Source organism: Domibacillus robiginosus (assembly GCF_000966195.1).
GTDB classification, from domain to species: domain Bacteria; phylum Bacillota; class Bacilli; order Bacillales; family Domibacillaceae; genus Domibacillus; species Domibacillus robiginosus.
The window spans coordinates 204,187-228,102 of sequence record NZ_LAHL01000003.1 but is presented as its reverse complement, the minus strand read 5'-3'; the positions used below and the strand labels follow the sequence as shown (position 1 = coordinate 228,102).

The 23,916-nt window shown below is 44.8% G+C and carries 22 protein-coding genes, 1 tRNA gene and 1 other RNA gene; 2 read left to right on the top strand and 22 right to left on the bottom strand.

The window, feature by feature from the left end; genetic code table 11:
* Positions 1-101 precede the first annotated feature (101 nt).
* Positions 102-1,952 carry a polysaccharide biosynthesis protein gene (locus VP97_RS01855; protein WP_050179960.1) on the top strand — a complete coding sequence of 617 codons (1,851 nt, stop codon included), beginning with the start codon at positions 102-104 and terminating at the stop codon, positions 1,950-1,952.
* A gap of 19 nt (positions 1,953-1,971) precedes the next feature.
* On the opposite strand, the gene VP97_RS01850 is transcribed toward VP97_RS01855, so the two are convergent.
* From VP97_RS01850 to clpP, 15 genes are all read right to left on the bottom strand, one after another.
* A complete protein-coding gene (locus VP97_RS01850; protein ID WP_050180198.1) occupies positions 1,972-2,631 on the bottom strand; it encodes an acetyltransferase in 660 nt (219 codons plus the stop codon).
* A gap of 170 nt (positions 2,632-2,801) precedes the next feature.
* Positions 2,802-3,168, bottom strand: a transfer-messenger RNA (tmRNA) gene (ssrA, locus tag VP97_RS23100).
* Between the two features lie 72 nt (positions 3,169-3,240).
* Positions 3,241-3,708 carry an SsrA-binding protein SmpB gene (gene smpB / locus VP97_RS01845; RefSeq protein ID WP_046174343.1) on the bottom strand — a complete coding sequence of 156 codons (468 nt, stop codon included), beginning with the start codon at positions 3,706-3,708 and terminating at the stop codon, positions 3,241-3,243.
* Positions 3,709-3,726: 18 nt separating this feature from the next.
* Positions 3,727-6,090: a ribonuclease R gene (rnr, locus tag VP97_RS01840; protein ID WP_050179959.1), complete on the bottom strand. Its 2,364-nt coding sequence runs from the start codon at positions 6,088-6,090 to the stop codon at positions 3,727-3,729.
* A 26-nt stretch (positions 6,091-6,116) separates the two neighbouring features.
* A complete protein-coding gene (locus VP97_RS01835) occupies positions 6,117-6,863 on the bottom strand; it encodes an alpha/beta hydrolase (protein ID WP_050179958.1) in 747 nt (248 codons plus the stop codon).
* 80 nt (positions 6,864-6,943) lie between these two features.
* On the bottom strand, positions 6,944-7,177 hold the full coding sequence (secG, locus tag VP97_RS01830; RefSeq protein WP_050180197.1) for a preprotein translocase subunit SecG: 234 nt from the start codon (positions 7,175-7,177) through the stop codon (positions 6,944-6,946).
* Positions 7,178-7,282: 105 nt separating this feature from the next.
* Positions 7,283-8,578: a phosphopyruvate hydratase gene (gene eno, locus VP97_RS01825; RefSeq protein ID WP_050179957.1), complete on the bottom strand. Its 1,296-nt coding sequence runs from the start codon at positions 8,576-8,578 to the stop codon at positions 7,283-7,285.
* A gap of 15 nt (positions 8,579-8,593) precedes the next feature.
* Entirely contained in the window at positions 8,594-10,129 is a 1,536-nt protein-coding gene (gpmI, locus tag VP97_RS01820) for a 2,3-bisphosphoglycerate-independent phosphoglycerate mutase (protein WP_050179956.1), read from the bottom strand.
* Complete coding sequence (gene tpiA, locus VP97_RS01815; RefSeq protein WP_050179955.1) at positions 10,122-10,883, bottom strand: triose-phosphate isomerase; 762 nt, start codon at positions 10,881-10,883, stop codon at positions 10,122-10,124. The genes gpmI and tpiA overlap by 8 nt, the downstream gene beginning before the upstream one ends.
* Positions 10,884-10,912: 29 nt before the next feature.
* Positions 10,913-12,094: a phosphoglycerate kinase gene (locus tag VP97_RS01810; RefSeq protein ID WP_050179954.1), complete on the bottom strand. Its 1,182-nt coding sequence runs from the start codon at positions 12,092-12,094 to the stop codon at positions 10,913-10,915.
* Between the two features lie 209 nt (positions 12,095-12,303).
* Entirely contained in the window at positions 12,304-13,311 is a 1,008-nt protein-coding gene (gene gap, locus VP97_RS01805; RefSeq protein WP_050179953.1) for a type I glyceraldehyde-3-phosphate dehydrogenase, read from the bottom strand.
* 67 nt (positions 13,312-13,378) lie between these two features.
* On the bottom strand, positions 13,379-14,410 hold the full coding sequence (locus VP97_RS01800; RefSeq protein ID WP_050179952.1) for a sugar-binding transcriptional regulator: 1,032 nt from the start codon (positions 14,408-14,410) through the stop codon (positions 13,379-13,381).
* A 154-nt stretch (positions 14,411-14,564) separates the two neighbouring features.
* The gene (locus VP97_RS01795) at positions 14,565-14,810 is read right to left on the bottom strand and encodes a glutaredoxin family protein (RefSeq protein WP_050179951.1); all 246 of its coding nucleotides are present in this window, start codon (positions 14,808-14,810) and stop codon (positions 14,565-14,567) included.
* A 9-nt stretch (positions 14,811-14,819) separates the two neighbouring features.
* A complete protein-coding gene (gene rpoN / locus VP97_RS01790) occupies positions 14,820-16,151 on the bottom strand; it encodes an RNA polymerase factor sigma-54 (RefSeq protein ID WP_342667307.1) in 1,332 nt (443 codons plus the stop codon).
* 80 nt (positions 16,152-16,231) lie between these two features.
* Positions 16,232-16,837, bottom strand: a complete 606-nt coding sequence (gene clpP / locus VP97_RS01785) for an ATP-dependent Clp endopeptidase proteolytic subunit ClpP (protein ID WP_046174353.1) — start codon at positions 16,835-16,837, stop codon at positions 16,232-16,234.
* 223 nt (positions 16,838-17,060) lie between these two features.
* Between clpP and VP97_RS01780 the strand changes: the two genes are divergently transcribed.
* Positions 17,061-17,132, top strand: a tRNA-Arg gene (locus tag VP97_RS01780).
* A gap of 39 nt (positions 17,133-17,171) precedes the next feature.
* Here the strand turns inward: VP97_RS01780 and VP97_RS01775 are convergent.
* The 7 genes from VP97_RS01775 to trxB form a co-directional block, all read right to left on the bottom strand.
* Positions 17,172-18,392 (bottom strand): hypothetical protein, encoded by a 1,221-nt coding sequence (locus VP97_RS01775; protein ID WP_050179950.1) that lies wholly within the window; start codon positions 18,390-18,392, stop codon positions 17,172-17,174.
* A 564-nt stretch (positions 18,393-18,956) separates the two neighbouring features.
* Positions 18,957-19,220, bottom strand: coding sequence for an HPr family phosphocarrier protein (locus VP97_RS01770; protein ID WP_050179949.1), 264 nt, complete (start codon positions 19,218-19,220; stop codon positions 18,957-18,959).
* 15 nt (positions 19,221-19,235) lie between these two features.
* Positions 19,236-20,189: a DNA-binding protein WhiA gene (gene whiA / locus VP97_RS01765; protein WP_050180195.1), complete on the bottom strand. Its 954-nt coding sequence runs from the start codon at positions 20,187-20,189 to the stop codon at positions 19,236-19,238.
* A gap of 28 nt (positions 20,190-20,217) precedes the next feature.
* Positions 20,218-21,177 carry a gluconeogenesis factor YvcK family protein gene (locus VP97_RS01760; protein ID WP_050179948.1) on the bottom strand — a complete coding sequence of 320 codons (960 nt, stop codon included), beginning with the start codon at positions 21,175-21,177 and terminating at the stop codon, positions 20,218-20,220.
* Positions 21,174-22,055, bottom strand: coding sequence for an RNase adapter RapZ (gene rapZ, locus VP97_RS01755; RefSeq protein ID WP_156153379.1), 882 nt, complete (start codon positions 22,053-22,055; stop codon positions 21,174-21,176). Before rapZ ends, VP97_RS01760 begins: the two co-directional genes overlap by 4 nt.
* 22 nt (positions 22,056-22,077) lie before the next feature.
* The gene (locus VP97_RS01750; RefSeq protein WP_050180194.1) at positions 22,078-22,536 is read right to left on the bottom strand and encodes an NUDIX hydrolase; all 459 of its coding nucleotides are present in this window, start codon (positions 22,534-22,536) and stop codon (positions 22,078-22,080) included.
* A 419-nt stretch (positions 22,537-22,955) separates the two neighbouring features.
* Positions 22,956-23,909: a thioredoxin-disulfide reductase gene (trxB, locus tag VP97_RS01745; RefSeq protein ID WP_050179946.1), complete on the bottom strand. Its 954-nt coding sequence runs from the start codon at positions 23,907-23,909 to the stop codon at positions 22,956-22,958.
* Positions 23,910-23,916 lie beyond the last annotated feature (7 nt).

The window sequence follows — 23,916 nt, the reverse complement described above, 5'->3', positions numbered from 1 at the left end:
AGCCCATTCCCTCTCTTCCTTTTTTTTACTAATTCCCTCACATTTCATTCGATAAATTCATATAAAGTAAAGAGCTAAAAAGTATAGAAAGGAGCTTTGGTGTGAACCGAACAAAACGATACGCTCTGGCACTTTTAATGGATTTTGGGATTCTCTTTTTTGCTGTCGCCGTTTCCTGCTTCGTTTTCTATGAAAACCATAGAGGGATTACGTTTTTGGAAGCCGTCTATCTCTTCGGGTTACTCTGGGCTGTGCTGACGATCGGATTTCATTACTTTCACCATTACCGTCACTTGTGGCGTTTTGCAAGTATGGGGGAAACAAAGGTTATTGGAAAAAGCTTCACCTTTGCTTTTGTAACAGGCGGTCTGCTGCACCTTCTTTTTTCAGTCTGGCGCGTCACCACTTTGTCGTTCTCTCTTCTTTTTATGACCTGGACGGTGGCATTGGCTGCCTTTTTATTTTCAAGACTGATTTTATGGTCTTTGAATGAAAATAAAGGCGTTCCCAATAAAAAAGGGAAACGAACCCTTATCATCGGAGCCGGCGATGCAGGTATTTTAGTGGTGAAAGAGCTGAAAAAGTCGATCGACCCTCCTTTGTACCCTGTCGCGTTTATTGATGACGATTCAGAAAAAGTCGGCCTTCACGTCCGGAACATGCCGGTTGCCGGCACAAGCTCCGAGATCGAGCGGGTTATTAAGCAATACAATATTGAAATGGCAATTATTGCGATTCCGTCCGCTTCCGGTAGTGATATTACGCGTATTGTGAAAAGCTGCCAGAGATGCGGCATCCCCGTGAGAATCCTGCCACGTATTACGGATATTATTCAAGGACGGGTTACACTCAGTATGATCCGAGAGGTAAAGGTGGAGGATTTGCTTGGACGCCCGCCGATCCAGCTGGACGTTCCCGGAATTTCCCATTATGTACAAGAAAAAACGGTGCTCATTACTGGCGCTGGCGGCTCCATTGGATCTGAAATCTGCCGGCAAATTGCTTCGTTTCACCCCAAAAAAGTATTGCTGCTGGGCCACGGTGAAAATAGTATTTACATGATTGAAAGGGAGCTTGAGCAGCTTTATCCGAACCTTTCTGTCAAAGCGCTTATCGCAGATATCCAAGATAAAACCCGGCTTGAACATATTTTTTCCGTTTACCGTCCGCAGGTTGTTTTTCACGCAGCTGCCCACAAGCATGTACCTTTAATGGAGCATAATCCGACTGAGGCAGTTAAAAACAACATTTTTGGAACAAAAAACCTGGCGGAATGCGCCGATCAATACAATGTTGAAACGTATGTTCAAATTTCAACAGACAAAGCGGTAAACCCAACAAGCGTGATGGGAACGACAAAGCGGGTTGCTGAGCTAATTATTCAAAACTTGAATCAGCAGAGCAAAACAAATTTTGTTGCTGTCCGGTTCGGAAATGTACTCGGAAGCAGAGGCAGTGTGATCCCGTTGTTTAAAAAACAAATTCAAAACGGCGGTCCTGTTACAGTCACCCATCGGGAGATGACCCGTTATTTTATGACGATTCCAGAAGCGGTGCAGCTGGTCATCCAGGCAGGGGCACTGGCAAAAGGCGGGGAAATTTTTATTTTAGATATGGGCAAGCCGGTTAAAATTAGCGAGCTGGCTCGAAATTTAATCACCTTATCCGGCCTGACACCAGACAAGGATATTGAGATCCGCTATACAGGTATGCGGCCAGGAGAAAAGCTGTATGAGGAACTGTTTACTACAGAAGAAGGCCATATCGCTTCCAAGCACGAATTGATTTACGCAGCCAGAACGACGAATAGCACAAAGACCAATCTGCCATTCTGGCTGAACCGCCTGGAGCAGCTTGTTTACGGACCAGGAGACGAGGAAACAGACGCTGCCATCAAATCGATTCTAAAAGAAATCGTGCCTTCTTATCAAATTGATTTCTTTTTTTCGTAACAAAGCAGACTTCTCGTTTTTACGACAAGTAATTGTCTTCTTGTTTTCTTGTTCTGACTACCTTTGCAGGAGTTCCATAGGCCACGCCATACGAACCGATGCTCTGCAAAACGGTTGATCCAGCTCCAATGACCGTATGCTCTCCAATGCTCACCGAATGAATCACCCTGGCACCGAGCGATACAACTGCACCGTTTCCTACTTTAACATTCCTGCCCAGCACAGCGCCCGGAGCCACACTGACAAAGTCACTAAGTATACAGTCATGATCAACCGAAGAGTTTGTATTAATGATCGAATGCTCTCCTATAATCGTGTTTCGGTTGATGATCGCCCCTGCCATCACAGCCGTACCATCCCCTATTTTGACATTGCTGCTAATACATGCGGATGGGTGTATAACCGAAACAAAAGAAAAATCAGGCATTAGCTTGCGAATCGCAGCAATTGTGTTTTTTCGTCCCCAATTGTCTTCAATAGCCACAATACCTCCATATACCTGTTTGCCTAATTTAAGCAAAGTGGATTCTGTTCCAACAACCCGATATCCATATATAATCGTGTTAACGGGACGAATAGGGTCAACAATCCCGTATATAGAGTATTTTCTTTCTTTTTCAATGGCATCGATAATAACGCTCGCATGTCCACCTGAACCGATGATGATGATTTTTTTCACACCAATCACCTCGCATTGTTTTAACAATGTATGCCGACTCTCTTACTATATGCTCTTTACTAAAAAGTGATTTACGTCTAAGCACTGACAAGGTGCTTTTATAAAAATAAAAATAAAAAAAGCCTTGCGAATGATTCGCAAGGCTTTTTAAAAGAGGTGCTCCATATAAAATATGGAGACGGCGGGAGTCGAACCCGCGTCCAAAGATAACGGCACCTGAGCGTCTACGGGCATAGCTGTACTATTTCGGTCTCGCCGGTCCAACTGCCGCACAGCAGGCGTTTGAATCGGCCAGTCTGATTAGTCTCTTCTCTCATCCCCAGACGGAGGAATCAAGCGTAGTCCGCTAAGAGTGAGCCCCTTACCCGACTGCACGGACAACAGCGGGAGGAGCACAGGCTAACCTAAATTTAATTAGGCAGCTTGTAGTTGAGTTTGTTGTTTGCCAGTTATTATAGGCAAGTGCGTTTTGACAGAGCCGACCCTCTGGCCCGCAGCCCAGGCTCGAACTACCCCTGTCGAATCCGTAACGTCCCCGGATATAAGTAGTATCGAAGCATAGCTGCTTCATCGTGACAGAATCTATCATACCACAAACAAACTAGTTATTCAACCTTTTTGTCGATCACGGAATGCACGTTCAATGTCGCGTTTTGCTTCTTTTTGCTTTAAGTCTTCCCGCTTATCGTATTTCTTTTTCCCTTTTGCAAGGCCAATTAACAGCTTCGCATAGCCATCCTTTAAATATAGCTTCAACGGAACGATCGAGTAGCCGGCTTCTTTCGTTTCCCCAATCAGTGTATTGATTTGCTTACGGTGCAAAAGAAGCTTCCGTGTGCGAAGCGGCTCATGGTTATGAATATTCCCCTGCTCGTATGGACTGATATGCATATTATGAACGAATAGTTCACCGTTTCGAATGCGGGCGAATGAATCTTTTAAATTCACTCGTCCCGCCCGGATTGCTTTAATTTCTGTTCCTAGAAGCACAAGACCGGCTTCGTATGTTTCTTCAATAAAATAGTCGTGGCGCGCTTTTTTATTTTGCGCGACCACCTTTCCCTCTCCCTTTGGCATCCGCTCATCCCCACTTTCTTACTTGCGTTTCTTTTTCTTTGCAATTCCTTCGTAAAATTTACGTTTTTTCTTTTTCTTCGGCGGCTGATTTGACCATTCACCGCCGCTCTCTTTCGTATCGGAACGTGCCGATTTTCTTGCTGGCCGTTCTTCCCGCTTAATGGCCTGTGCTTTTTTACCACGACCGCGCGGTTTTTTTTCAGCAGCTCCATCTGTTCGTTTTGGACGCTCACGCTGTTTTTTCATGCCGACGATTTCAAAATCCACTGACTGCTCTTCTTTATTGACGTCGCGCACGCGGACTGTAATTTCATCTCCAATGCGGAATACGTTACCGCTTCGCTCACCAATCATGGCAAAATGGCGTTCGTCATAACGATAGTAATCATCTGTCATATAAGAAACATGAACCAGACCTTCAATCGTGTTTTCGAGCGCTACAAACATGCCGAAGTTGGTTACGGAGCTGATGACACCGTCATACTCTTCCCCGATCTTATCAAGCATAAACTCTGCTTTTTTCAGTTCGTCTGTATCACGCTCCGCCTCAACCGCCCGGCGCTCCATACTGGATGTATGGTCTCCAATTTCAGGAAGGCGTGCGTCCCATTTTTCCTGTGTTTGCGGTGTTAAATCACCATTGATTAAATAGGTACGAATCAACCGGTGAACAATCAAATCCGGATAGCGGCGGATCGGCGATGTGAAATGCGTGTAAAACTCTGCTGCAAGCCCAAAATGCCCCAGGCTGTTTGCGTTATACTTTGCCTGCTGCATAGACCGCAGCATAACCGTGGAAATAACGGTTTCTTCCGGTGTATCTTTTACATTTTCAATAATTTCCTGCAGGGCACGCGGATGAACAGAGTTGGCGGTACCTTTTACATTTAATCCGAAATTCGTCAAAAACTCAAAGAAGCGCTGCAATTTGTCTTCTTTTGGATCTTCGTGGATCCGATACAAGAATGGAACATCCATCCAGTGGAAATGCTCTGCTACAGTTTCGTTCGCTGCCAGCATAAATTCTTCAATCAGCTTTTCACCAACAGAACGTTCCCGAATCACAACATCCGTTGGGTGGCCGTCCTCGTCAACAAGCACTTTCGCTTCCTTGAAATCAAAGTCAATTGCGCCGCGGTCAGTCCGCTTTTGACGTAAAATCGCCGCCAGGTCTTCCATTCGTTCAAACATCGGCACAAGCGGCTCGTACTTCGCACGCAGCTCTTCGTCCTTGTCAACTAAAATTCGGTTTACATCGAAATACGTCATTCGTTCTGTTGTTCGAATCACACTGTCAAAGATTTCATGGCTGACAACCTCACCAGATGCGTTAATTTCCATCTCGCAAGACATAGTCAGACGATCCACTTTTGGATTCAGCGAGCAAATACCGTTTGACAGGCGGTGTGGAATCATCGGAATGACACGGTCCACCAGATAAACACTTGTACCGCGCTCATAGGCTTCCCTATCGATCGGAGAATTTTCTGTTACATAGTGGCTGACATCAGCAATGTGAACGCCGAGCTTATAGTTGCCGTTTTCAAGCTTTGTGACCATTACAGCATCATCCAGATCTTTTGCATCCGCCCCGTCAATGGTCACAATCACTTCGTCGCGGAGATCACGGCGGTTGGCAATATCTTTCGGATCAATTTCATCCGGCACTGCATTCGCCTGCTCCAGCACTTCTTCTGGAAATTCCTGCGGCAGGCCGTGTTTATAAATAATCGACATAATATCAACGCCAGGATCGTTTTTATGCCCGATGATTTCTTTTACTTCGCCTTCTGCCGCCTGGCGTCCCTCCGGCCAGCGTGTAATATGGACAACCACTTTGTGGCCGTCAATGGCACCGGCGGTTTTTTCCTTGGGAATAAAAATATCCGCCGTGAATTTTTTGTCATCTGTTTCAACAAAACCAAAGCTTTTTTTGTCGATAAACGTACCGACGATATCTGTTTGGCCGCGTTCTAAAATGCGGACAACAGTTCCTTCCCGGCGCGTTCCGCTCTGGTCTTCTTTTGTGACGCGGACGAGCGCCGTGTCACCGTTTAGAGCGCCGTTTGTTTCATGCGGCGGAATGAATACATCATCCATTCCCTGCTCATCCGGCAGCAGGAAAGCAAACCCTTTTGGATGACCGGAAATCTTCCCGCGTACAAGGTTCATTTTTTCTGGCAGACCGTACCGGTTTGCGCGCGTCCGAACGACTAAACCGCGCTCCTCCATGTACACGAGCGACTTTACAAAGTCTCGGAACCCTTCCGATCCTTCAATGCCAAGTACTTCTTCAAGCTCCTGCACAGTAAGCGGCTTGTATGATTCTTCTTTCATGTACGTCAATAATCGATCGACGATTTTCTCTATGTGCTGGTCCATCCGGAACCCGCCTCCTTTTGCGAAGGTTACACGGTCCAATCAAGTGTTTGGAGAAAAGCAAGAATGTCTGCATGCAGCTGCTCTTTTTCTTTATCCAGTGTGATCACATGACCGGACTCTTCGTACCACTTCAATTGTTTTTCGTCTGTTTCTACGCCTTCGAAAATCACATTGGCGCTGTTTGTATCAATCATTTCATCATTGCGTGCCTGTACCACGAAAACAGGTGCATAGATGTGGTCGATATGGCTGCGTACGTCCTGTACAAGCTCACGAAGCGCCGCCAGCGTGTTCATTGGTGTTTGTTTAAAGGCTTCTATTTCTTTTTCAATAACATCAGCGGATTTCCCTTCAAATTTCTTGAATCCGCGCGCGTACTCCACTACTCCATTGTACATTGTCTGCTCATCTTTCATCGACATCGGGGCGCACATTGGAACAATACCCTTTACAGGTTTAGTATAACCGAGTTTCAATGCAAAAACACCGCCGAGCGACAGTCCGCATACAGCAATTTCTTCGTAGCCAAGGCCAAGCAAATGATTGTACCCGTCTTCAACATCTTTCCACCAATCTTCCGGACCTGTTTTCACCAGTTCTTCAGGCGGAACCGCGTGTCCTTTGTAGTGCGGTGCGTGTGATGTATATCCATTTTTCTCAAGAAAACGACCAATCATGCGCACATCAGCTGAATTTCCAGTGAAACCGTGCAAAAGCAAAACAGCCCGCTTACCGGCTTCAAATGTAAAAGGTGTTGGCAGTGTTAATTTCATGTAAATCAATCCTTTCTTTTTTAAAAGCGATGGAGGGTTTAAAGCACAAAAAAGGCGATTCAGCCGAATCGCCTTTTTTATTATAAACCAAAGTAAGAAAGCGCAATTGTTAAAACGAAAAACAGCACAGACAGAACGACTGTCAAGCGATGCAGCACCAGATCGAGCCCACGCGCTTTTTGTTTTCCAAACAACTGCTCTGCACCACCGGAAATCGCACCAGAAAGTCCGGAGCTTTTCCCCGATTGCAGCAAAACAACCGCGATAAGCGCAATTGCCACAACCACAAGCAGTACAATAAGCACTGTATGCAACATAATTTTACCTCCATCAAAGACGAGCCTATAGATGAGTGAATTATATCATACTTTTTGCACAGGCGCAAAAAGCCCGGCGGCCGCCGGGCTTTTCATGCGTTATTATTTTTTCAAGTTGTAGAATGTGTCATTGCCAAGGTACTGGGCAAGTTCAGCCAGGTTGTCTTCGATGCGAAGAAGCTGGTTGTATTTTGCTACACGGTCCGTACGTGACGGTGCACCTGTTTTGATTTGACCAGCGTTTGTTGCAACTGCGATATCAGCAATTGTTGCATCTTCTGTTTCACCAGAACGGTGAGAGATAACCGCTGTATAGCCAGCACGTTTTGCCATTTCGATTGCATCGAATGTTTCAGTCAATGTACCGATTTGGTTTACTTTGATTAGGATTGAGTTACCTACGCCGTTTTTAATACCTTCTGCAAGCTTTTTCGTGTTTGTAACGAACAAGTCATCACCAACAAGCTGTACACGATCGCCAAGGCGCTCTGTAAGCAATTTATGGCCTTCCCAGTCGTTTTCATCCAAACCGTCTTCAATTGAAACGATTGGGTATTTGTTTGCCATTTCTTCGTACCAGTCAACCATTTCTGCAGATGTTTTCACAACGCCTTCGCCAGAAAGATGGTATTTGCCGTCTTCTTTGTTGTAGAACTCAGAAGAAGCAGCATCCATTGCCAATTTCACTTCTTCGCCTGGTTTGTAGCCAGCGCGCTCGATTGCTTCGATAATTGTTTGAAGAGCTTCTTCGTTTGAACCAAGGTTTGGCGCGAAACCACCTTCGTCACCAACTGCTGTGTTCAAGCCTTTTTCATGAAGAACTGCTTTTAGGTTATGGAAAATTTCCGCTCCCGTACGAAGCGCTTCTTTGAATGTAGGCGCGCCAACAGGCATGATCATGAATTCCTGGATATCAACGTTGTTATCCGCATGCTCACCGCCGTTTACGATGTTCATCATTGGAACTGGAAGCTGCTTGCCGTTTACGCCGCCAAGGTATTCATAAAGGTATACACCATGGTAATCAGCTGCTGCATGTGCAACGGCCATAGATACACCAAGAATTGCGTTTGCGCCTAATTTGCCTTTGTTTTCTGTACCGTCAAGCTCGATCATCGCTTTGTCAATGCCGATTTGATCTGTAACAACGAAGCTGCCTACGATTTCTGGAGCGATTACTTCGTTTACATTTTTAACTGCCTGCTCAACACCTTTACCAAGGTAGCGGCCTTTGTCACCATCACGAAGTTCTACTGCTTCGTATTCACCTGTTGATGCACCAGATGGAACAAGTGCGCGTCCAAATGCGCCGGACTCTGTGTATACTTCTACTTCGATTGTTGGATTTCCGCGTGAATCAAGTACTTCGCGTGCATAAACGTCTGTAATTACTGGCATTGTTTATTCTCTCCCTTAATGGTTAATAAGTGTTTTTCCAGTCATTTCAACTGGCTGTTCTACCTGTAATAAATCAAGCATTGTTGGTGCCAAGTCGCCCAAAATACCGCCCTCGCGAAGTGTTACGCCCTCTTTTGTGACTATCACTGGTACAGGGTTGGTCGTATGAGCTGTCATTGGATTACCGTCTACTGTTACTACTTCATCAGCATTGCCATGGTCGGCTGTAATAATCGCTGTGCCGCCTTTTGAGATGATCAAATCCACGACCCGTCCAAGGCATTCATCCACTGTTTCTACCGCTTTGATCGTCGGTTCTAAAAGACCTGAATGGCCAACCATATCCGGATTTGCAAAGTTAAGGATAATCGCATCCTGCTTGTCGCCTTCGATTTCGGCAAGTAACGCGTCCGTTACTTCATATGCACTCATTTCCGGCTGCAAATCATAGGTTGCCACTTTCGGTGAATTTACCAGAATGCGTTTTTCTCCCGGGAATTCACCTTCACGTCCGCCGCTCATAAAGAACGTTACGTGAGGATATTTTTCTGTTTCCGCAATGCGGAGCTGGCGAAGATTGTTGTTGGCTAATACTTCACCGACAGTATTTGATAAATCTGTTTTGTTATACGCGATGACTCCCTTAACTGTTTCCGAATATGGTGTCATACAAACAAAAAACAAGTTTTTAGGACGGAATTCGCCACGATCGAACCCCATAAAGTCTTCGTTTGTAAACACATTCGCTAACTGAATCGCCCGGTCAGGACGGAAGTTAAAGAAAATCACGGCATCATTATCTTGAACTTTCGCAATCGGCTGACCGTTTTTGTCGGTCATAACAGCCGGCATGAAAAATTCATCCACAACATCCGCTGCGTAAGAGGCTTCAAGTGCTTCAAGCGGATCGGCAAACTTTGGTGCATCGTTTTGCGCAATTGCATCATATGCCTTTTGAACACGATCCCAGCGGTTATCGCGGTCCATTGCATAATAGCGTCCAGAAATTGTCGCAAACTGGCCAACGCCAAGCTCGTCCATTTTCGCCTGTACATCTTCAATGTAGCTCTTTGCTGTTTTAGGTCCCACATCACGGCCGTCCAGAAAAGCGTGAACAAACACCTTTTCGAGTCCCTGCCGTTTTGCGAACTCAAGCAGCGCTTTTAAATGTTCAATATGGCTATGTACGCCGCCATCAGACAGTAATCCAAATAAATGAAGGGCTGTGCCATTCGCCTTCGCATAATCAGCTGCTTTGATGAATTGCTCGTTTTCGAAAAAATCACCTTCGCGAATCGCGATGTTGATTCTTGTTAAACTTTGATACACAATTCGGCCAGCACCAATATTCATATGACCTACTTCCGAGTTGCCCATCTGGCCATCCGGAAGACCAACTGCTTCCCCGCTTGCTGTCAGCTGCGCATGAGGAAATTGGCTCCAATAGCGGTCAAAATTCGGCTTATTGGCCTGTGCAACCGCATTACCGCTCGTTTCAGCCCGGCAGGCGAACCCGTCGAGAATAATGAGCGCAACCGGTCCTTTAGCCATTGTTTACAGCCTCCAAAAGAGCAAGGTACGATGCCGCATCCAAGCTTGCGCCGCCGACAAGTGCGCCGTCGATATCCGGCTGTGCCATGTATTCTGCAATGTTTTCAGGCTTCACGCTGCCGCCGTATTGAATGCGGACAGAATCAGCACATTTTTCTGAGTAAAGACCGCGAACTGTTTCACGGATTTCTGCACATACTTCGTTTGCATCGTTTGATGAAGACGATTTACCTGTGCCGATTGCCCAGATTGGCTCATAAGCAAGGACAGAACTGCTTACTTGCTCTTCTGACAGGCCTTCAAGTGCTGCTTTGATCTGGCCTGAAACAAATGCATTTGTTTCGCCTGCTTCACGCTGTTCCAGCGTTTCACCACAGCAAATGATTGGTGTCATGCCATGGTTAAAAATTGCTTTTGCTTTTTTGTTTACAGACTCATCTGTTTCATTGAACAGTTCACGGCGCTCTGAATGGCCGATAATCACATATTCAACGCCAAGATCCGCAAGTGCTTTTGGGCTTGTTTCACCTGTGAAAGCACCGTTGTCTTCAAAATGAGCGTTTTGCGCGCTAATTTTCAAGTCTGTTCCTTTTACTGCTTCAACAAGCTGGCCAAGAAACAGGGCAGGTGCACCAATGACACTGTCCACTCGTTCTGATGATGGTACTTTTCCTTTTACGTCGCTCGCAAATTCAATTGCTTCGCTAAGCGTTTTATTCATTTTCCAGTTACCTGCAATAATTGGTTTACGCATGAATAAATCTCCCTTCTGCTGCTTCGAAATTACTTGTCGTCAAGTGCTGTAACGCCTGGAAGCTCTTTACCTTCCATAAATTCAAGGCTCGCGCCGCCGCCTGTTGAAATGTGGCTCATTTGATCAGCAAGGTCGAATTTTTCAACCGCTGCTGCTGAATCGCCGCCGCCAATGATAGAATACGCATCTGAATCAGCCAGAGCTTGTGCGACTCCTCTTGTACCTTTAGCGAACGTATCAAGTTCAAATACACCCATTGGGCCATTCCAAATAACAAGCTTTGAATTTTTGATTGTTTCTGCGTACAGTTCAATCGTTTTCGGGCCAATATCAAGCGCTTCCCAGTCAGCTGGAATTTCGTTGATTGGAACGATTTTTGTGTTCGCATCCTCACCGAAATCGTCTGCTACGGTTACATCAACCGGCATCAAGAATTTCACGCCTTTTTCTTCGGCTTTTTTCATAAATTCTTTTGCCAGATCCATTTTGTCTTCTTCTAAAAGAGATTTGCCGATTTCATGTCCAAGTGCTTTTACGAATGTGTACGCAAGACCGCCGCCAATGATCAAGTTATCTACTTTATCAAGCAAGTGATCGATCACACCGATTTTGTCTCTTACTTTCGCTCCGCCGACGATTGCTGTAAACGGACGATCCGGCTCAGACAGGGCTTTTCCAAGCACGTCCAATTCTTTTTGCATCAAGAAGCCAGAAGCAGATGGAAGAAGATGAGCAATTCCTTCTGTAGAAGCGTGAGCACGGTGAGCCGCACCAAACGCGTCATTTACATAGATGTCTGCAAGCGAAGCAAATTCTTTTGCCAGCTCTGGATCATTCTTTTCTTCGCCCGGATAGAAACGAACGTTTTCAAGAAGAAGAATGTCGCCTTCTTTCATACCAGAAATCGCTTCTTTCACACTGTCGCCATAAGCTTCATCTACTTTGGCGATTTGTTTGCCTGTAAGCTCAGCCAAGCGGCGTCCAGCTTCTGTCAGGCGCATCTCTTCGTTTACTTCTCCTTTTGGACGGCCAAGGTGGCTTGCCAGAAGGACGATGGCTCCCTGTTCAGACAAATACTCAATTGTCGGAATCGCCGCACGGATACGTGTGTCGTCCGTGATTTTGCCATCTTTCATTGGAACATTGAAATCAACGCGGCAAAAAACGCGTTTGCCTTTCAAATCCAAATCTTTAATCGTTTTTTTGTTCATCGAGAAGACCTCCCAGTGTAATTGAAAAGCGAAAGCTAAGCGTGCAGCACTCTGCCGGCACCGTTCGACGCTGTTAAACAGCCGACGCATAACGGCTTACACACAAAAAAAGGGAGCGGGGATTGTATCCCGCTCCCCGTTTCACCTTTTTATTATAGATGGTGAACTGTTGATTTCCAAGTTATAGCTTGAAAAACAGCGTGTTTTAATTAAAGACCTTTTGCAGCGATGTATTGAGCAAGGTCAACTACACGGTTTGAATAGCCGTTCTCGTTATCGTACCAAGAAAGAACTTTTACCATATTGCCTTCCATAACCATCGTTGAAAGTGCATCGATTGTTGAAGAAGCTGGTGAGCCATTGTAATCAGAAGATACAAGTGGAAGCTCAGTGTAAGCAAGAATACCTTTAAGTTCGCCTTCAGCTGCTGTTTTTAGCGCTTCGTTTACTTCTTCAGCTGTTACATCCTGCTTCAATTCTGCTACAAGGTCTACAACAGAAACGTTTGGTGTTGGAACACGCATAGCCATACCGTTTAGTTTGCCTTTCAATTCAGGAAGCACAAGAGAAACGGCTTTCGCTGCACCTGTAGAAGTTGGAATCATGTTTTCTGCTGCTGCACGCGCACGACGGTAGTCAGAGTGCGGCAGGTCAAGGATTTGCTGGTCATTTGTGTAAGAGTGAACAGTTGTCATCATACCGCGAACGATACCGAATTTTTCGTTCAATACTTTTGCAAATGGAGCCAGGCAGTTTGTTGTACAAGATGCATTTGAAATAACCTGGTGGTTTGCTGCATCGTATTTATCTTCGTTAACACCCATAACAATTGTGATATCTTCATCAGATGCCGGAGCAGAGATGATGACTTTTTTCGCGCCGCCTTCAAGGTGTTTCGCTGCGTCTGCACGTTTTGTGAAACGGCCAGTTGATTCAACAACTACTTCCGCACCGTTAGCTCCCCAAGGAATTTGCGCTGGATCGCGTTCAGCTGTTACTTTTACGCGCTCGCCGTTTACAACGATTGTATCGCCGTCAACTGTTACGTCTGCGTTAAGTGTGCCGTGAACTGTATCGTATTTTAAAAGGTGTGCAAGCATGTTTGCATCTGTAAGGTCGTTGATTGCTACTACATCAACTTCCGGATTGTTAAGTGCTGCGCGGAATACGTTACGTCCAATACGTCCAAAACCATTAATACCAATTTTTACTGCCATGAGTGATTTCCTCCTCGAAATTGTTTATCAAACCGCCAGTTCAAATGAGAGCTGCCGGATGTTCGCGTTAAGATAGGTCTTCAAGCAATTCTCTTGCGGCTGCTTCGTCTGTCACTAAAATATCAAGCTTTGGTGATCCGTTCAAATAGGAACGGATGGCTTTTCCTTTTGATGCACCGCCTGCTGCCGCGATGACAACCTTGGCATGCTGCAGATCATCCAGCTTCAAGCCGATTGTTGATAACTTTTGAATAACTTCGCCTTCATTGTTGAAATAGTAGCCGAATGCTTCAGCCACTGCTTCATTTCGTTCCAGCATCGCAAGTTCCGCTTCTGGTGTTTGACGGCGTTTTGCCATTGAGATCGCATTCCCGACACCGTGTAAAACAATGTCTGCGGACTGGATCATGCTGACAGCTTCTTTGATTGCCGGCTCCTGAAGAAGAGATTCCCGCACATCCGGGCTGATTCGCTCCGGTGCATACAATACGCGGTGTGACCCGTTTGTGTTTTGTGCCATTAATGCGGCGATCGTGTTGGCTTCATTGCGGACATCATCCCCAATACCACCCCTTGCCGGCACAAATAAAACTTGTTTCCCTTCAGCAAAATCCGGTTTCATCGTTCTTGCTGCTTCTGCCATTGTAGAGCCGCCTGTTACAGCGATGATAGTGTTACCGCTGAGCCTGCTCTTTATGCGGCTTACGCACGCTTCACCGATTGCTTTTTTCACGAATGCCGATTCATCACAATTGCCTGGCACAATAACAGCTTCTGATAAGTTGTAACGAGCCTTCAGCTCTTCGGCCATTGAATCAATGCCCTTAAGCTCAAGCATCAGCTCTTCCAGCTCCCTCACCACATCCATACCCGTTTCTGTTAATTTCATGCCTGATGCGCTGAAATCGAGCAATCCGCGTTCTTTCAAAAACTCCGCTTCGCTTCTGACAACACGCTCCGTCATGCTTAGCGACTGGGCAAGCGTCCGCCTTCCAGCCGTCCCGGCAATCCGAACCGCCTGCAGCAGGCGATAGCGTTTTTGCATAATGTCAAGCAGGTCCGGTACGAGCTGCTGTTGAATATTCAAGATCGGTTTCATATCCTGCGCTCCTCTTCGGTCTTTTGGGTTCTCTTTCGTCCCAGACAAAACGTTACGCGTCCCACTCCAACGAAAAAAATTTTTCCCTGCTCACAAACTCATTGTAGCAGGGCGAAATTTAAAAATCAATGAAAAGCGCCTGTTCTTTTTTAAATTATTCTTTAACTCGTTGTTTTAATTTTGCCAAAAGGGATTCATATTCAACATGGCCGTAAGCCATAAGTTCTCCCCCTGCTTCTACAGCTGGAATGATCAGTCCGTATTTTTCAGTCCATTCATCCTTCGTATCAATATTTCGTTCCACCATTTCTACCTTCCATTTTTGGGCGATAGAGCTGACTACTTTTTGTGCATCCTCACATAAGTGACAGCCTGGCCGTGTATAAAAATAAATAATCATATGATCTCCTTACTCGTACCTTTTACGTTTTGCAGAAGACGGTATATGTAACTGCTCCCGATATTTCGCGACTGTTCTTCTTGAAACCGCCGATCCTTCCTCCAGAAGCGCAGAACAAATCGCCTGATCTGACAGCGGCTTTCGTTTGTCCTCTGCTGAAACAAATGCTTGAATGCGCATTTTAATCTGGCTGGAAGACGCCGCTTCTCCTGCCTGGGATGAAGCAGTCCTGCCAGATGGAAAAAAGGATTTTAATTCATAAGTGCCAAAGGGCGTCTGCATGTACTTTCCTCGTACCGTCCGGCTCACTGTGGATTCATGGATATTAAGCTCTTCTGCAATGTCTTTCATTTTGAGCGGCTGAAGTGAGCCCGGCCCCTCAAGAAAAAAGCGACGCTGCTTTTCCACAATTTTAAGCCCTACCCGCTGAATGGTCTGCTGCCGTTGTTCAAGACTCCTCATCAGCCATTGATAGTCCTTTTCTTTTTCTTTAATAAATCGATTCACTTCTTTATCCGCATATGAAGCTAATTCATTGAAGTATTCTTTTTCAAAAATAACTTTTGGTAAATCATCATCATAAAGATGGACTTCTATTGTTTCTCCGCTGACAGTTACCGCCACATCAGGCTGAACATAGGCATAGGAGCTCTTTCCAAAAGAAGCACCTGGCTTTGGATTTAATGTTTTAATAAAATCAGCTGCCTGCTGAATATCTTTTAATTCTACTTCAAGCTGTTTGGCAAGCGGCTTCCACTTTTTATTGGCAAACTCATTAAAATGGCTGCGAAGAATCGTTTCAGCTAAAAAAGGTGCATCCAGGCGCCGTTCCACTTGAAGAAGGAGGCATTCCTGCAGGCTGCGGGCTCCAATTCCAGCCGGCTCCATCCACTTGATCATATTCAGTATAGACTCAACAGCCTCTTTTTTCTCCCCTATGAGAACGGCTGCTTCCTCGCTGCTGATCATTATATAGCCATTTTCGTCCATGTTGTTTAATAAAAAGCCAAGGATCCGCTTTTGTTTTTCACACAGTGCTTTTAGCTGAAACTGCGCCTGCACGTAATCGGTTATCTTATAAGAGGAATCGGCAATATGCTCGATCCAGTTTTTATCGTCCGGCGCTTTTATCCCTGACTGAGTACGCTCTTTTTTGTGAAGCGCTTTCAATAATGGCGCTTCTAATTGAATGAATGGGTTCTCGACCGCTTTTGTTTCCAGAAATGCTGCCAGCTCCTGCGCCGAATACTGAAGCAGTGTAATGGCCTGCGTTAATTCCTGCGTCATGGTCAGCTTCATCGTCTGCTGCTGCCAGAGTCCCGGTTTCATTTGCATGTTCATCCCATCTCCCCCTTACCCGTTATTATACAGATTGCTGGCATGAAAAAAAAGACCCGCCGCAGCAGGTCTCCTCATGCACATTATTTTTCTTCTTTGTTTGTCACTTCATTACGCGTAACAATATGATCTACAAGACCATATTCTTTCGCACGTTCCGCTGTCATAAAGTTATCGCGGTCTGTATCGCGTGCGATCACTTCAAGCGGCTGACCAGTGCGTTCTGATAGAATACCGTTTAATTTTTCACGAAGGAATAGGATACGCTTCGCCGCAATCTCGATTTCTGTTGCCTGACCCTGTGCTCCGCCAAGCGGCTGGTGAATCATGACTTCACTGTTTGGAAGGGCGTAACGCTTGCCTTTTGTCCCTGCAGCAAGAAGGAAGGCACCCATTGATGCAGCCATGCCGATGCAGATCGTCTGTACATCTGGTTTAATGAATTGCATCGTATCATAAATGGCCATACCAGCTGTGATACTGCCGCCCGGGCTGTTAATGTAGATAGAAATGTCTTTTTCCGGATTTTCCGCTTCAAGGAACAAAAGCTGAGCTACGATTGAGTTTGCCACATTATCATCAATGCCGCTTCCGAGCATAATAATGCGGTCTTTCAACAAACGAGAATAAATGTCATACGCGCGCTCACCGCGGTTTGTTTGTTCAATAACTGTAGGAATTAAATTCATACTGTGGTTCCTCCTTTGGATAATAGCTTTACTGTTTAACCATCATACAATTCAAGGTCAGTGAAGGTCAAACATTATGCTTTTGTTTATGTACGTTTTCTTCTTTCCCCCGGGAAAATCCTGCTAAACGAAATTGTTTTTCTTTCTTTGAATATTTTTTCGAAATGCTATTGCATTTATTTGAACCTTACTCTATAATCTTAAATTGTACCGTAAATCATATGTCCTCGTAGTGTAAAGGATAACACACGAGCCTCCGAAGCTCGTAATACAGGTTCGATTCCTGTCGAGGACGTCCCAAAAACCAGCAAATTGCTTCAATTTGCTGGTTTTTTTATATTTTTCTGTCTGTGATTGCCTTTTTTAATTCTTCTGCCTTTTCTTCTAATATTTTTCTGCTTCTGCCGTTCTTCACCTGATTAATCAAATGCGTAACTGAAGCCATTTCTATACCATATTCGTTTTTACCCTTGATTCCTGGCTCTCCTTGCAAGTAAATGATCATAATATATTCAGCAAGATGCCCATACTTTAAAAATGTGTTGAAACCCTTAAAGTCCGTATATTCTGAAAGTTTAACTTCGAAAATTTGATCTAACTCTGCCGAATAAAAATCAGGACGTAAAGTTCCATTTTCAAACCTCTTCTGATAATCACATTTATAGTCTAAGGAATATAGAACTTCTTTTACTAACTTTTCTAATTCAAAACCAAAAGAAATGGCTTTCTTGTTTTCAAGAAAAGTGTTTAAAAAAGAACCTTTACCAAAAACATCTTCAAATGCTTCTCGATAACCTCCATAAATCTTTAAACAAGCTCCGTACAAATCTGGTTCTTCCAAACGCAAAACGGAACTTTGCATTGTTTTGCTTTGCTCTTGCCGAAGAATTAATCTTCTTTTAATTTCATCAACATTCCAAGTCATATTCAGTTTACATATCTTTTGATAGTTAAAGCCCGCTTTTTCAACAGCATTTCGCCAACTTTCAAAATGTCGTATTGCTGCTGTATATACATTGCTGTTATTTGCTCGAATACTTATTACGGACAGATCTAAATTTTCCTCGTGTAGCTTTTTAATTATATTTATTACTTTTTCTTGATCCCATTCTACTCTATTAGAATTCCATATATTTAGTTTGATAGCTTGCCTTCTTAAACGTTTTCTTTCTAATTCACACTTCTTACAAGATGAGCTAAACTGATTTTTTTCTTTCCTAGTTAGATAAAAACAGTCTGCTGGCAACCTTTTTAAACAACTTTTACACTTTAAGCAGCCAGATTCATCTGGTTTATGACTGCTTCTTACTTTCGCTGGCCCACCTCTTCGATAATTTTTACAAGTATTATGAAATGCTGAAACACCCTCCCGCCCTTTTTTTAAGCCAAAGTCTTCCTTTGTATGCATTGACTCACAACCAGTACACCATACATATTTAATGTCAAAGCTTTGAGCGTCACAATAATAGGAGCGGCCTTTCCTGCTTTTCTTTTCAACTAGCAGCTCATTCCTATAAACAATTTCTCTATGCCAATTTGTGTTTTTCATTTCCATAACTAAAATTCCTCCGTACTTTTAAGATTATTGACTAAGGAATTAACGAGCTACAAAAGAGCACCGAACATTTGTATGGTATCATGAATTTACTTTAAATAAAAATAATATATAAGTTGAATAAATGATTTTGCATACTAATTTTTAGAAAAAGCGTATGAGAACAGCGGCATTCGCAGGGCTGCGCGTTTCGTAGGAAGGAAAAACGGCAAGTGTCAAACTGGCTTATTATTCTTCTCATGTCACAAGGGAATAAAGAGTCGGTGTCTATTTATTTGTGATCGCTTCTTTCCTAAAAAGCAGTGGACGGAGGTATGTCCGTACGGGTGGCGGCAGAGACTCCTGCAGGACGAGCGGACAGACTGAAACAGGCAACGCGTAGCGATAGCTGTTTCAGCGTTTGCTCCTGCTGTTAGCGCAGCTGCAGCCCATTACGCTGCTTTTTTTAAAAGAATTCTCTCCTTATACTAAATGACGTATATAAAAAGCTTAATTTATAAATAAAACAAACAATCCCTTTTAACTTCAAAAAAATCGTCCTGCCAAATTTAGCAGGACGATTTTTTATATCCATTCTTCTCGTTCAATAAGCGACGCCATCGTTTCAACCGCTTCTTCACTGTCGCGGCCCTCTGCACTGATTGTCACTTCTTCTCCAGTGCTGAGAGCGATACTCATAATACCCATAATGCTTTTGGCATTGAATTTCCTGCCATCCTTCTCAAGAAAAATCTCTGAATGAAACCGATTTGCTTCTTGTACAAAAAGAGCTGCTGGTCTTGCCTGTAAACCGGATTTTAATTGTACCTTTACTTTTTTCTCTGCCATGTCGCCACGTCCTTTTTATTTTTCGACAGCCGCCATTTCACCGGCCCGGATTTTATCTGCAATTTCATCGATTTTACGCAAGCGATGGTTAATGCCTGATTTACTGATCGCTGCACCTGATACCATTTCTCCAAGCTCCTTCAGTGTTACATCCTGATGAAGAACGCGAAGCTCGGCAATTTCACGCAGCCGGTCCGGCAGAATACCGAGGCCGACCGTTCGATCAATAAACTTTATATTTTCGACCTGGCGCAACGCGGCCCCGATCGTTTTATTCAAATTCGCTGTTTCACAATTTACAAGGCGGTTGACGGAGTTTCTCATATCCCGGACAATCCGCACATCTTCAAATCGCATCAGCGCACTGTGTGCTCCGACCACCCCAAAGAAATCAGAAATTTTTTCTGCTTCTTTCAAATACGTAATAAATCCTTTTTTTCGTTCAAGCGTTTTTGCATTCAAGCCAAACTCATTCATTAAGGTACACAGCGCGTCATTGTGCTCCTGGTATAAAGAAAAAATCTCTAAATGATAAGAAGAGGTTTCCGGATTGTTCACCGATCCCCCCGCTAAAAAAGCGCCGCGTAGATAGGCGCGCTGGCAGCAATTTTTTTCAGTCATTCGCGAAGCAATATGATGGATAAACGAAAAGCCTTCTTCAATAATACCGAGATCGTCCAGTATGGCCTGAGCACTTTCTTTTAACCGAACAATATACACATTATTTTTCTTTAAGCGCATTTTTTTACGGACCAGCAATTCAACCGCTGCGTCGTAATTGCGTTTAATGAGCACGTAAATACGCCGGGCAATGGCCGCGTTTTCTGTTTGAATATTTACCACAAGCTGCCGGTTTGAAAACGACAGCGAGCCGTTCATCCGGATCAAGGCGGATAACTCAGCTTTCGCACAGCATCCGCTCGTTTCAATCGTCGTTAATTCTTTTTTTGTTTCTGATGCAAAAGACACCATCATCCACTCCTCTCTTGATACCCGATTACCGTTTAGGGATGAGGCGCACAAGTATTTCAGCGACCTTGGCTGTATTATGACGGATCGTGGAGTTTTCGAATGTCAGAATGTCATCAAAAATGGCATTCAGCCCAAGTACTCGCAGCCTCTCTACATCATACACAACTGGTTTCGCCATCTCTTCTTTGTACAGTTCCTGTATATCTGCCGGAACGGGTTCCTTATTCACTAAAATCGTATCCATCGCCGAACAGTCCAAATGATCATAGATTGCCTGGACATGATCTGCTGCGGTGAAATCAAGTGTCTCTCCAGCCTGCGTCATTAAATTGCAAATGTATACTTTCTTTGCACTTGACGCACAGACTTCCTCTCCGATTCCCGGCACAAGCAAATTTGGCAAAATGCTTGTGTATAAACTGCCCGGACCGAGAATAATCATATCTGCTTCCCGAATGGCACGGATTGTTTCAGGAAGCGGCTCAATTTCCTCCGGTGTTAAAAATACACGGCGGATTTTCTTTCCAGAGTAGGGAATTTTGGATTCACCAGAAACAACGGTCCCATCTTCCATCTCCGCATGAAGCACAACGCTTTGATTGGCAGCAGGAAGCACTTTTCCCCGAACATTGAGCACCTTGCTCATCTCCTGAACAGCATGTCCGAAGTCTCCTGTAATCGAAGACAGCGCGGCGATCATTAAATTGCCAAGCGCATGGCCTGACAATTCATTGTTTGTTGTAAACCGGTGCTGAAACAAGGACTCTACGAGCGGCTCTACGTCTGAAAGCGCCGCCAGCACGTTACGAATATCGCCGGGCGGCGGAATGTTTAATTCCGAACGGAGCCTTCCGGAACTGCCTCCGTCATCTGCTACAGTGACAATGGCGGTAAGGTCAATCGGATGGCGCTTAAGCCCCCGAAGCAGGACTGAAAGACCCGTTCCCCCTCCGATAATGACAACTTTTGGCTGCTTGAAGGTCATGCTTTTGCAGCCTTTCTTTTGTCTATGTCACGGTGTGTAACGCGTGTTTTATAATCACCTGCGAAATACTTTGACAAATACTCCGACAAAGCTACAGACCGATGCTGGCCTCCCGTGCAGCCAATCGCAATAACAAGCTGTGATTTACCCTCCATTTTGTAATGCGGCAGCATAAATGTAAGTAAATCCGTCACTTTTTCTAAAAACTTTTGTGTATCATTCCACTTCATGACATATTCAGCCACATCTGCCTCAAGCCCCGTGCGTGGACGCATATGTTCAATATAATGTGGGTTCGGCAGAAAGCGCACATCAAATACAAGATCGGCATCGATTGGAAGCCCATGCTTAAAGCCAAATGACATGACATTTACAGTAAAAGAGGCCTGTTTATCGGGCGAAAATTCCTGCATAATGTTTTCTCGCAAATCTTTTGGCTTCATTTTGGATGTATTGACGATCATATTCGCACGGCCACGAAGGTCGTTTAACAGCTCCCGCTCCTGGTGAATGCCATCAAGAGGACGGTCATCACGGGATAGCGGATGTGTACGGCGCGTTTCTTTATATCGCCGCACGAGCACTTCGTCTTCTGCGTCTAAAAATACCACCCTTGGTGCTGTGTTCAGCGTTTCTGCCGCTTCATCAAGAGCCGGCTGCAGATGATCAAAAAATTCACGGCCGCGCATATCCATCACGATGGCTACTTTTTTTAACTTTTGCCCTGAACCCTTCATCAGTGTTAAAAACGGCTGCAAAAGCGTCGGTGGCAAATTATCCATACAATAAAAACCAAGGTCTTCAAAGCTTTGAACCGCTACTGTTTTTCCCGCTCCAGACATTCCTGTAATAATGACAAGCTGTACATCATTTGCCATTGTTTTCCCCCCTTTTCCCATATCAGCTTGGGTCCAAGCGATAAGAGATTAACTCAAAATCCGGTGTATACGTAAAAGCCCCATAAAGGAGGCCGGTGCCATGAACCATGTATTCAAGCAAATGACGATCTCCCTCTGCCATGGGCAGTTCCTTCAGCTCTTCAATGGGCTTCCAGTAAAGATCACCTTCCCTTGTATGGGTAAGCGGACTGCCATCAGCTTGATCAGCGAAAAATGTAAACATCATCCATTCATCCATTACTTTTTCGCCGTCTTTAATAATAAATGTAAAGATTCCTTTTACATTCGGATTGCGCAAGTATAAACCTGTTTCTTCCCGATATTCTCGAATCACTGCATCCCGCACGGATTCACCAGGCTCCATTTTGCCTCCTGGCGCAACCCACCAATTTCGGCGGGGCTTTTGCATTAATAAAACCTGTCCCTCTCTCATTAATACACAATTTGTGACACGCTGCACAATAACACCCCCGTCAAACTGCCAACAGATATTTCCTTCATTATACGGTGACAGCCGAATAAGTGCAACGCTGCCGGGTGTTTTTTTCAAGAAAAGCGCAGGGCGCCTGCTCAGCGGCGAGAAGCATAAGGCGGAGCGGCTATGTGGCGCTCTTTGCCACATAGCCGCTTTGACTTATGATCTCGAGCCGTTGGCGCCCGGAGCTAGACATGATTAGAATTTTTTACTCAAAGGAGCAAAGGCTAAGAGCGCGACGTCCTGTCGCAACGCCTTCGTGACCCACATCCTGTGGGCCTCAAAAAAAAGCGCCTGGTACTGAGTACCAGACGCATGTAAAAAAGCTGCAGGGGGCAGTTTGATTACCCCTTTACTATACCACCCTAATATTTCAAAATGATGACGAGAACGTAAAGAAAAGATTACGCTTTTACACCCAATTCCTCTTTTAGTTCCTCTACAAAGTGCTGGGCTGCTTGAGCCGCGATGCTTCCATCACCTGTTGCAGTAACGATTTGACGAAGCATTTTCTCGCGTACGTCACCAGCTGCATAAATACCAGGGATTTTCGTTTCCATTTTTTCGTTCGTCACAATATAACCGTCTTCATTGGTAATGCCCAGATCTTCAAACGGTTTAGTGAGCGGCACCATACCAATGTAAATAAATACACCATCAGCCGGGAAGTCACGCTCTTCACCTGTTTCCGTTGAAACAAGCGTTACACTGCCAACCTTACCGTCTTTGTCGTTAATTTCTTTTACTGTATGGCTCCAGATAAAGTCCACTTTTTCGTTCGCAAACGCACGATCCTGCAGGATTTTTTGTGCCCGCAGCTCATCGCGGCGGTGAACGATCGTTACTTTTTTCGCAAATCGAGTCAGGTATACGCCTTCTTCCACTGCAGAATCTCCGCCGCCTACAACGACAAGATCTTTTTCTTTAAAGAAAGCACCGTCACATACCGCGCAATACGATACCCCGCGGCCACCCAGTTCGTTTTCACCCGGTACACCAATTTTTTTGTACTGGGCACCTGTTGTAATGATGATCGCTCTCGCTTTATACTGCTTGGAGCCCGCATGGATTGTTTTGTATTCCTTGCCGTCTGTAATGGATTTAATGTCACCGTATGCATATTCAGCACCGAATTTTTTCGCGTGGTCAAACATTTTCGTTGAAAGCTCAGGCCCTAAAATATGGTCATAGCCCGGGTAGTTTTCAACTTCTTCGGTATTAGCCATTTGGCCACCTGGCACGCCGCGCTCGATCATAAGCGTTGAAAGGTTGGCTCGTGATGTATATACGGCTGATGTCATCCCCGCAGGGCCGGCACCGATAATGATGACATCATAAATTTTCTCTTCAGCTGTCATAGTTGAT

Excerpts from the sequence above, each read along its gene's own strand:
- smpB (WP_046174343.1), bottom strand. The coding sequence starts at position 3,708 with ATGCCAAAGGGAGAGGGAAAGGTGGTCGCGCAAAATAAAAAAGCGCGC.
- rnr (WP_050179959.1), bottom strand. The coding sequence starts at position 6,090 with ATGGACCAGCACATAGAGAAAATCGTCGATCGATTATTGACGTACATG.
- VP97_RS01835 (WP_050179958.1), bottom strand. The coding sequence starts at position 6,863 with ATGAAATTAACACTGCCAACACCTTTTACATTTGAAGCCGGTAAGCGG.
- eno (WP_050179957.1), bottom strand. The coding sequence starts at position 8,578 with ATGCCAGTAATTACAGACGTTTATGCACGCGAAGTACTTGATTCACGC.
- gpmI (WP_050179956.1), bottom strand. The coding sequence starts at position 10,129 with ATGGCTAAAGGACCGGTTGCGCTCATTATTCTCGACGGGTTCGCCTGC.
- tpiA (WP_050179955.1), bottom strand. The coding sequence starts at position 10,883 with ATGCGTAAACCAATTATTGCAGGTAACTGGAAAATGAATAAAACGCTT.
- VP97_RS01810 (WP_050179954.1), bottom strand. The coding sequence starts at position 12,094 with ATGAACAAAAAAACGATTAAAGATTTGGATTTGAAAGGCAAACGCGTT.
- gap (WP_050179953.1), bottom strand. The coding sequence starts at position 13,311 with ATGGCAGTAAAAATTGGTATTAATGGTTTTGGACGTATTGGACGTAAC.
- VP97_RS01800 (WP_050179952.1), bottom strand. The coding sequence starts at position 14,410 with ATGAAACCGATCTTGAATATTCAACAGCAGCTCGTACCGGACCTGCTT.
- VP97_RS01795 (WP_050179951.1), bottom strand. The coding sequence starts at position 14,810 with ATGATTATTTATTTTTATACACGGCCAGGCTGTCACTTATGTGAGGAT.
- rpoN (WP_342667307.1), bottom strand. The coding sequence starts at position 16,151 with ATGAACATGCAAATGAAACCGGGACTCTGGCAGCAGCAGACGATGAAG.
- clpP (WP_046174353.1), bottom strand. The coding sequence starts at position 16,837 with ATGAATTTAATTCCTACAGTTATTGAACAAACAAACCGCGGTGAGCGC.
- VP97_RS01775 (WP_050179950.1), bottom strand. The coding sequence starts at position 18,392 with ATGGAAATGAAAAACACAAATTGGCATAGAGAAATTGTTTATAGGAAT.
- VP97_RS01770 (WP_050179949.1), bottom strand. The coding sequence starts at position 19,220 with ATGGCAGAGAAAAAAGTAAAGGTACAATTAAAATCCGGTTTACAGGCA.
- VP97_RS01760 (WP_050179948.1), bottom strand. The coding sequence starts at position 21,177 with ATGACCTTCAAGCAGCCAAAAGTTGTCATTATCGGAGGGGGAACGGGT.
- rapZ (WP_156153379.1), bottom strand. The coding sequence starts at position 22,055 with ATGGCAAATGATGTACAGCTTGTCATTATTACAGGAATGTCTGGAGCG.
- trxB (WP_050179946.1), bottom strand. The coding sequence starts at position 23,909 with ATGACAGCTGAAGAGAAAATTTATGATGTCATCATTATCGGTGCCGGC.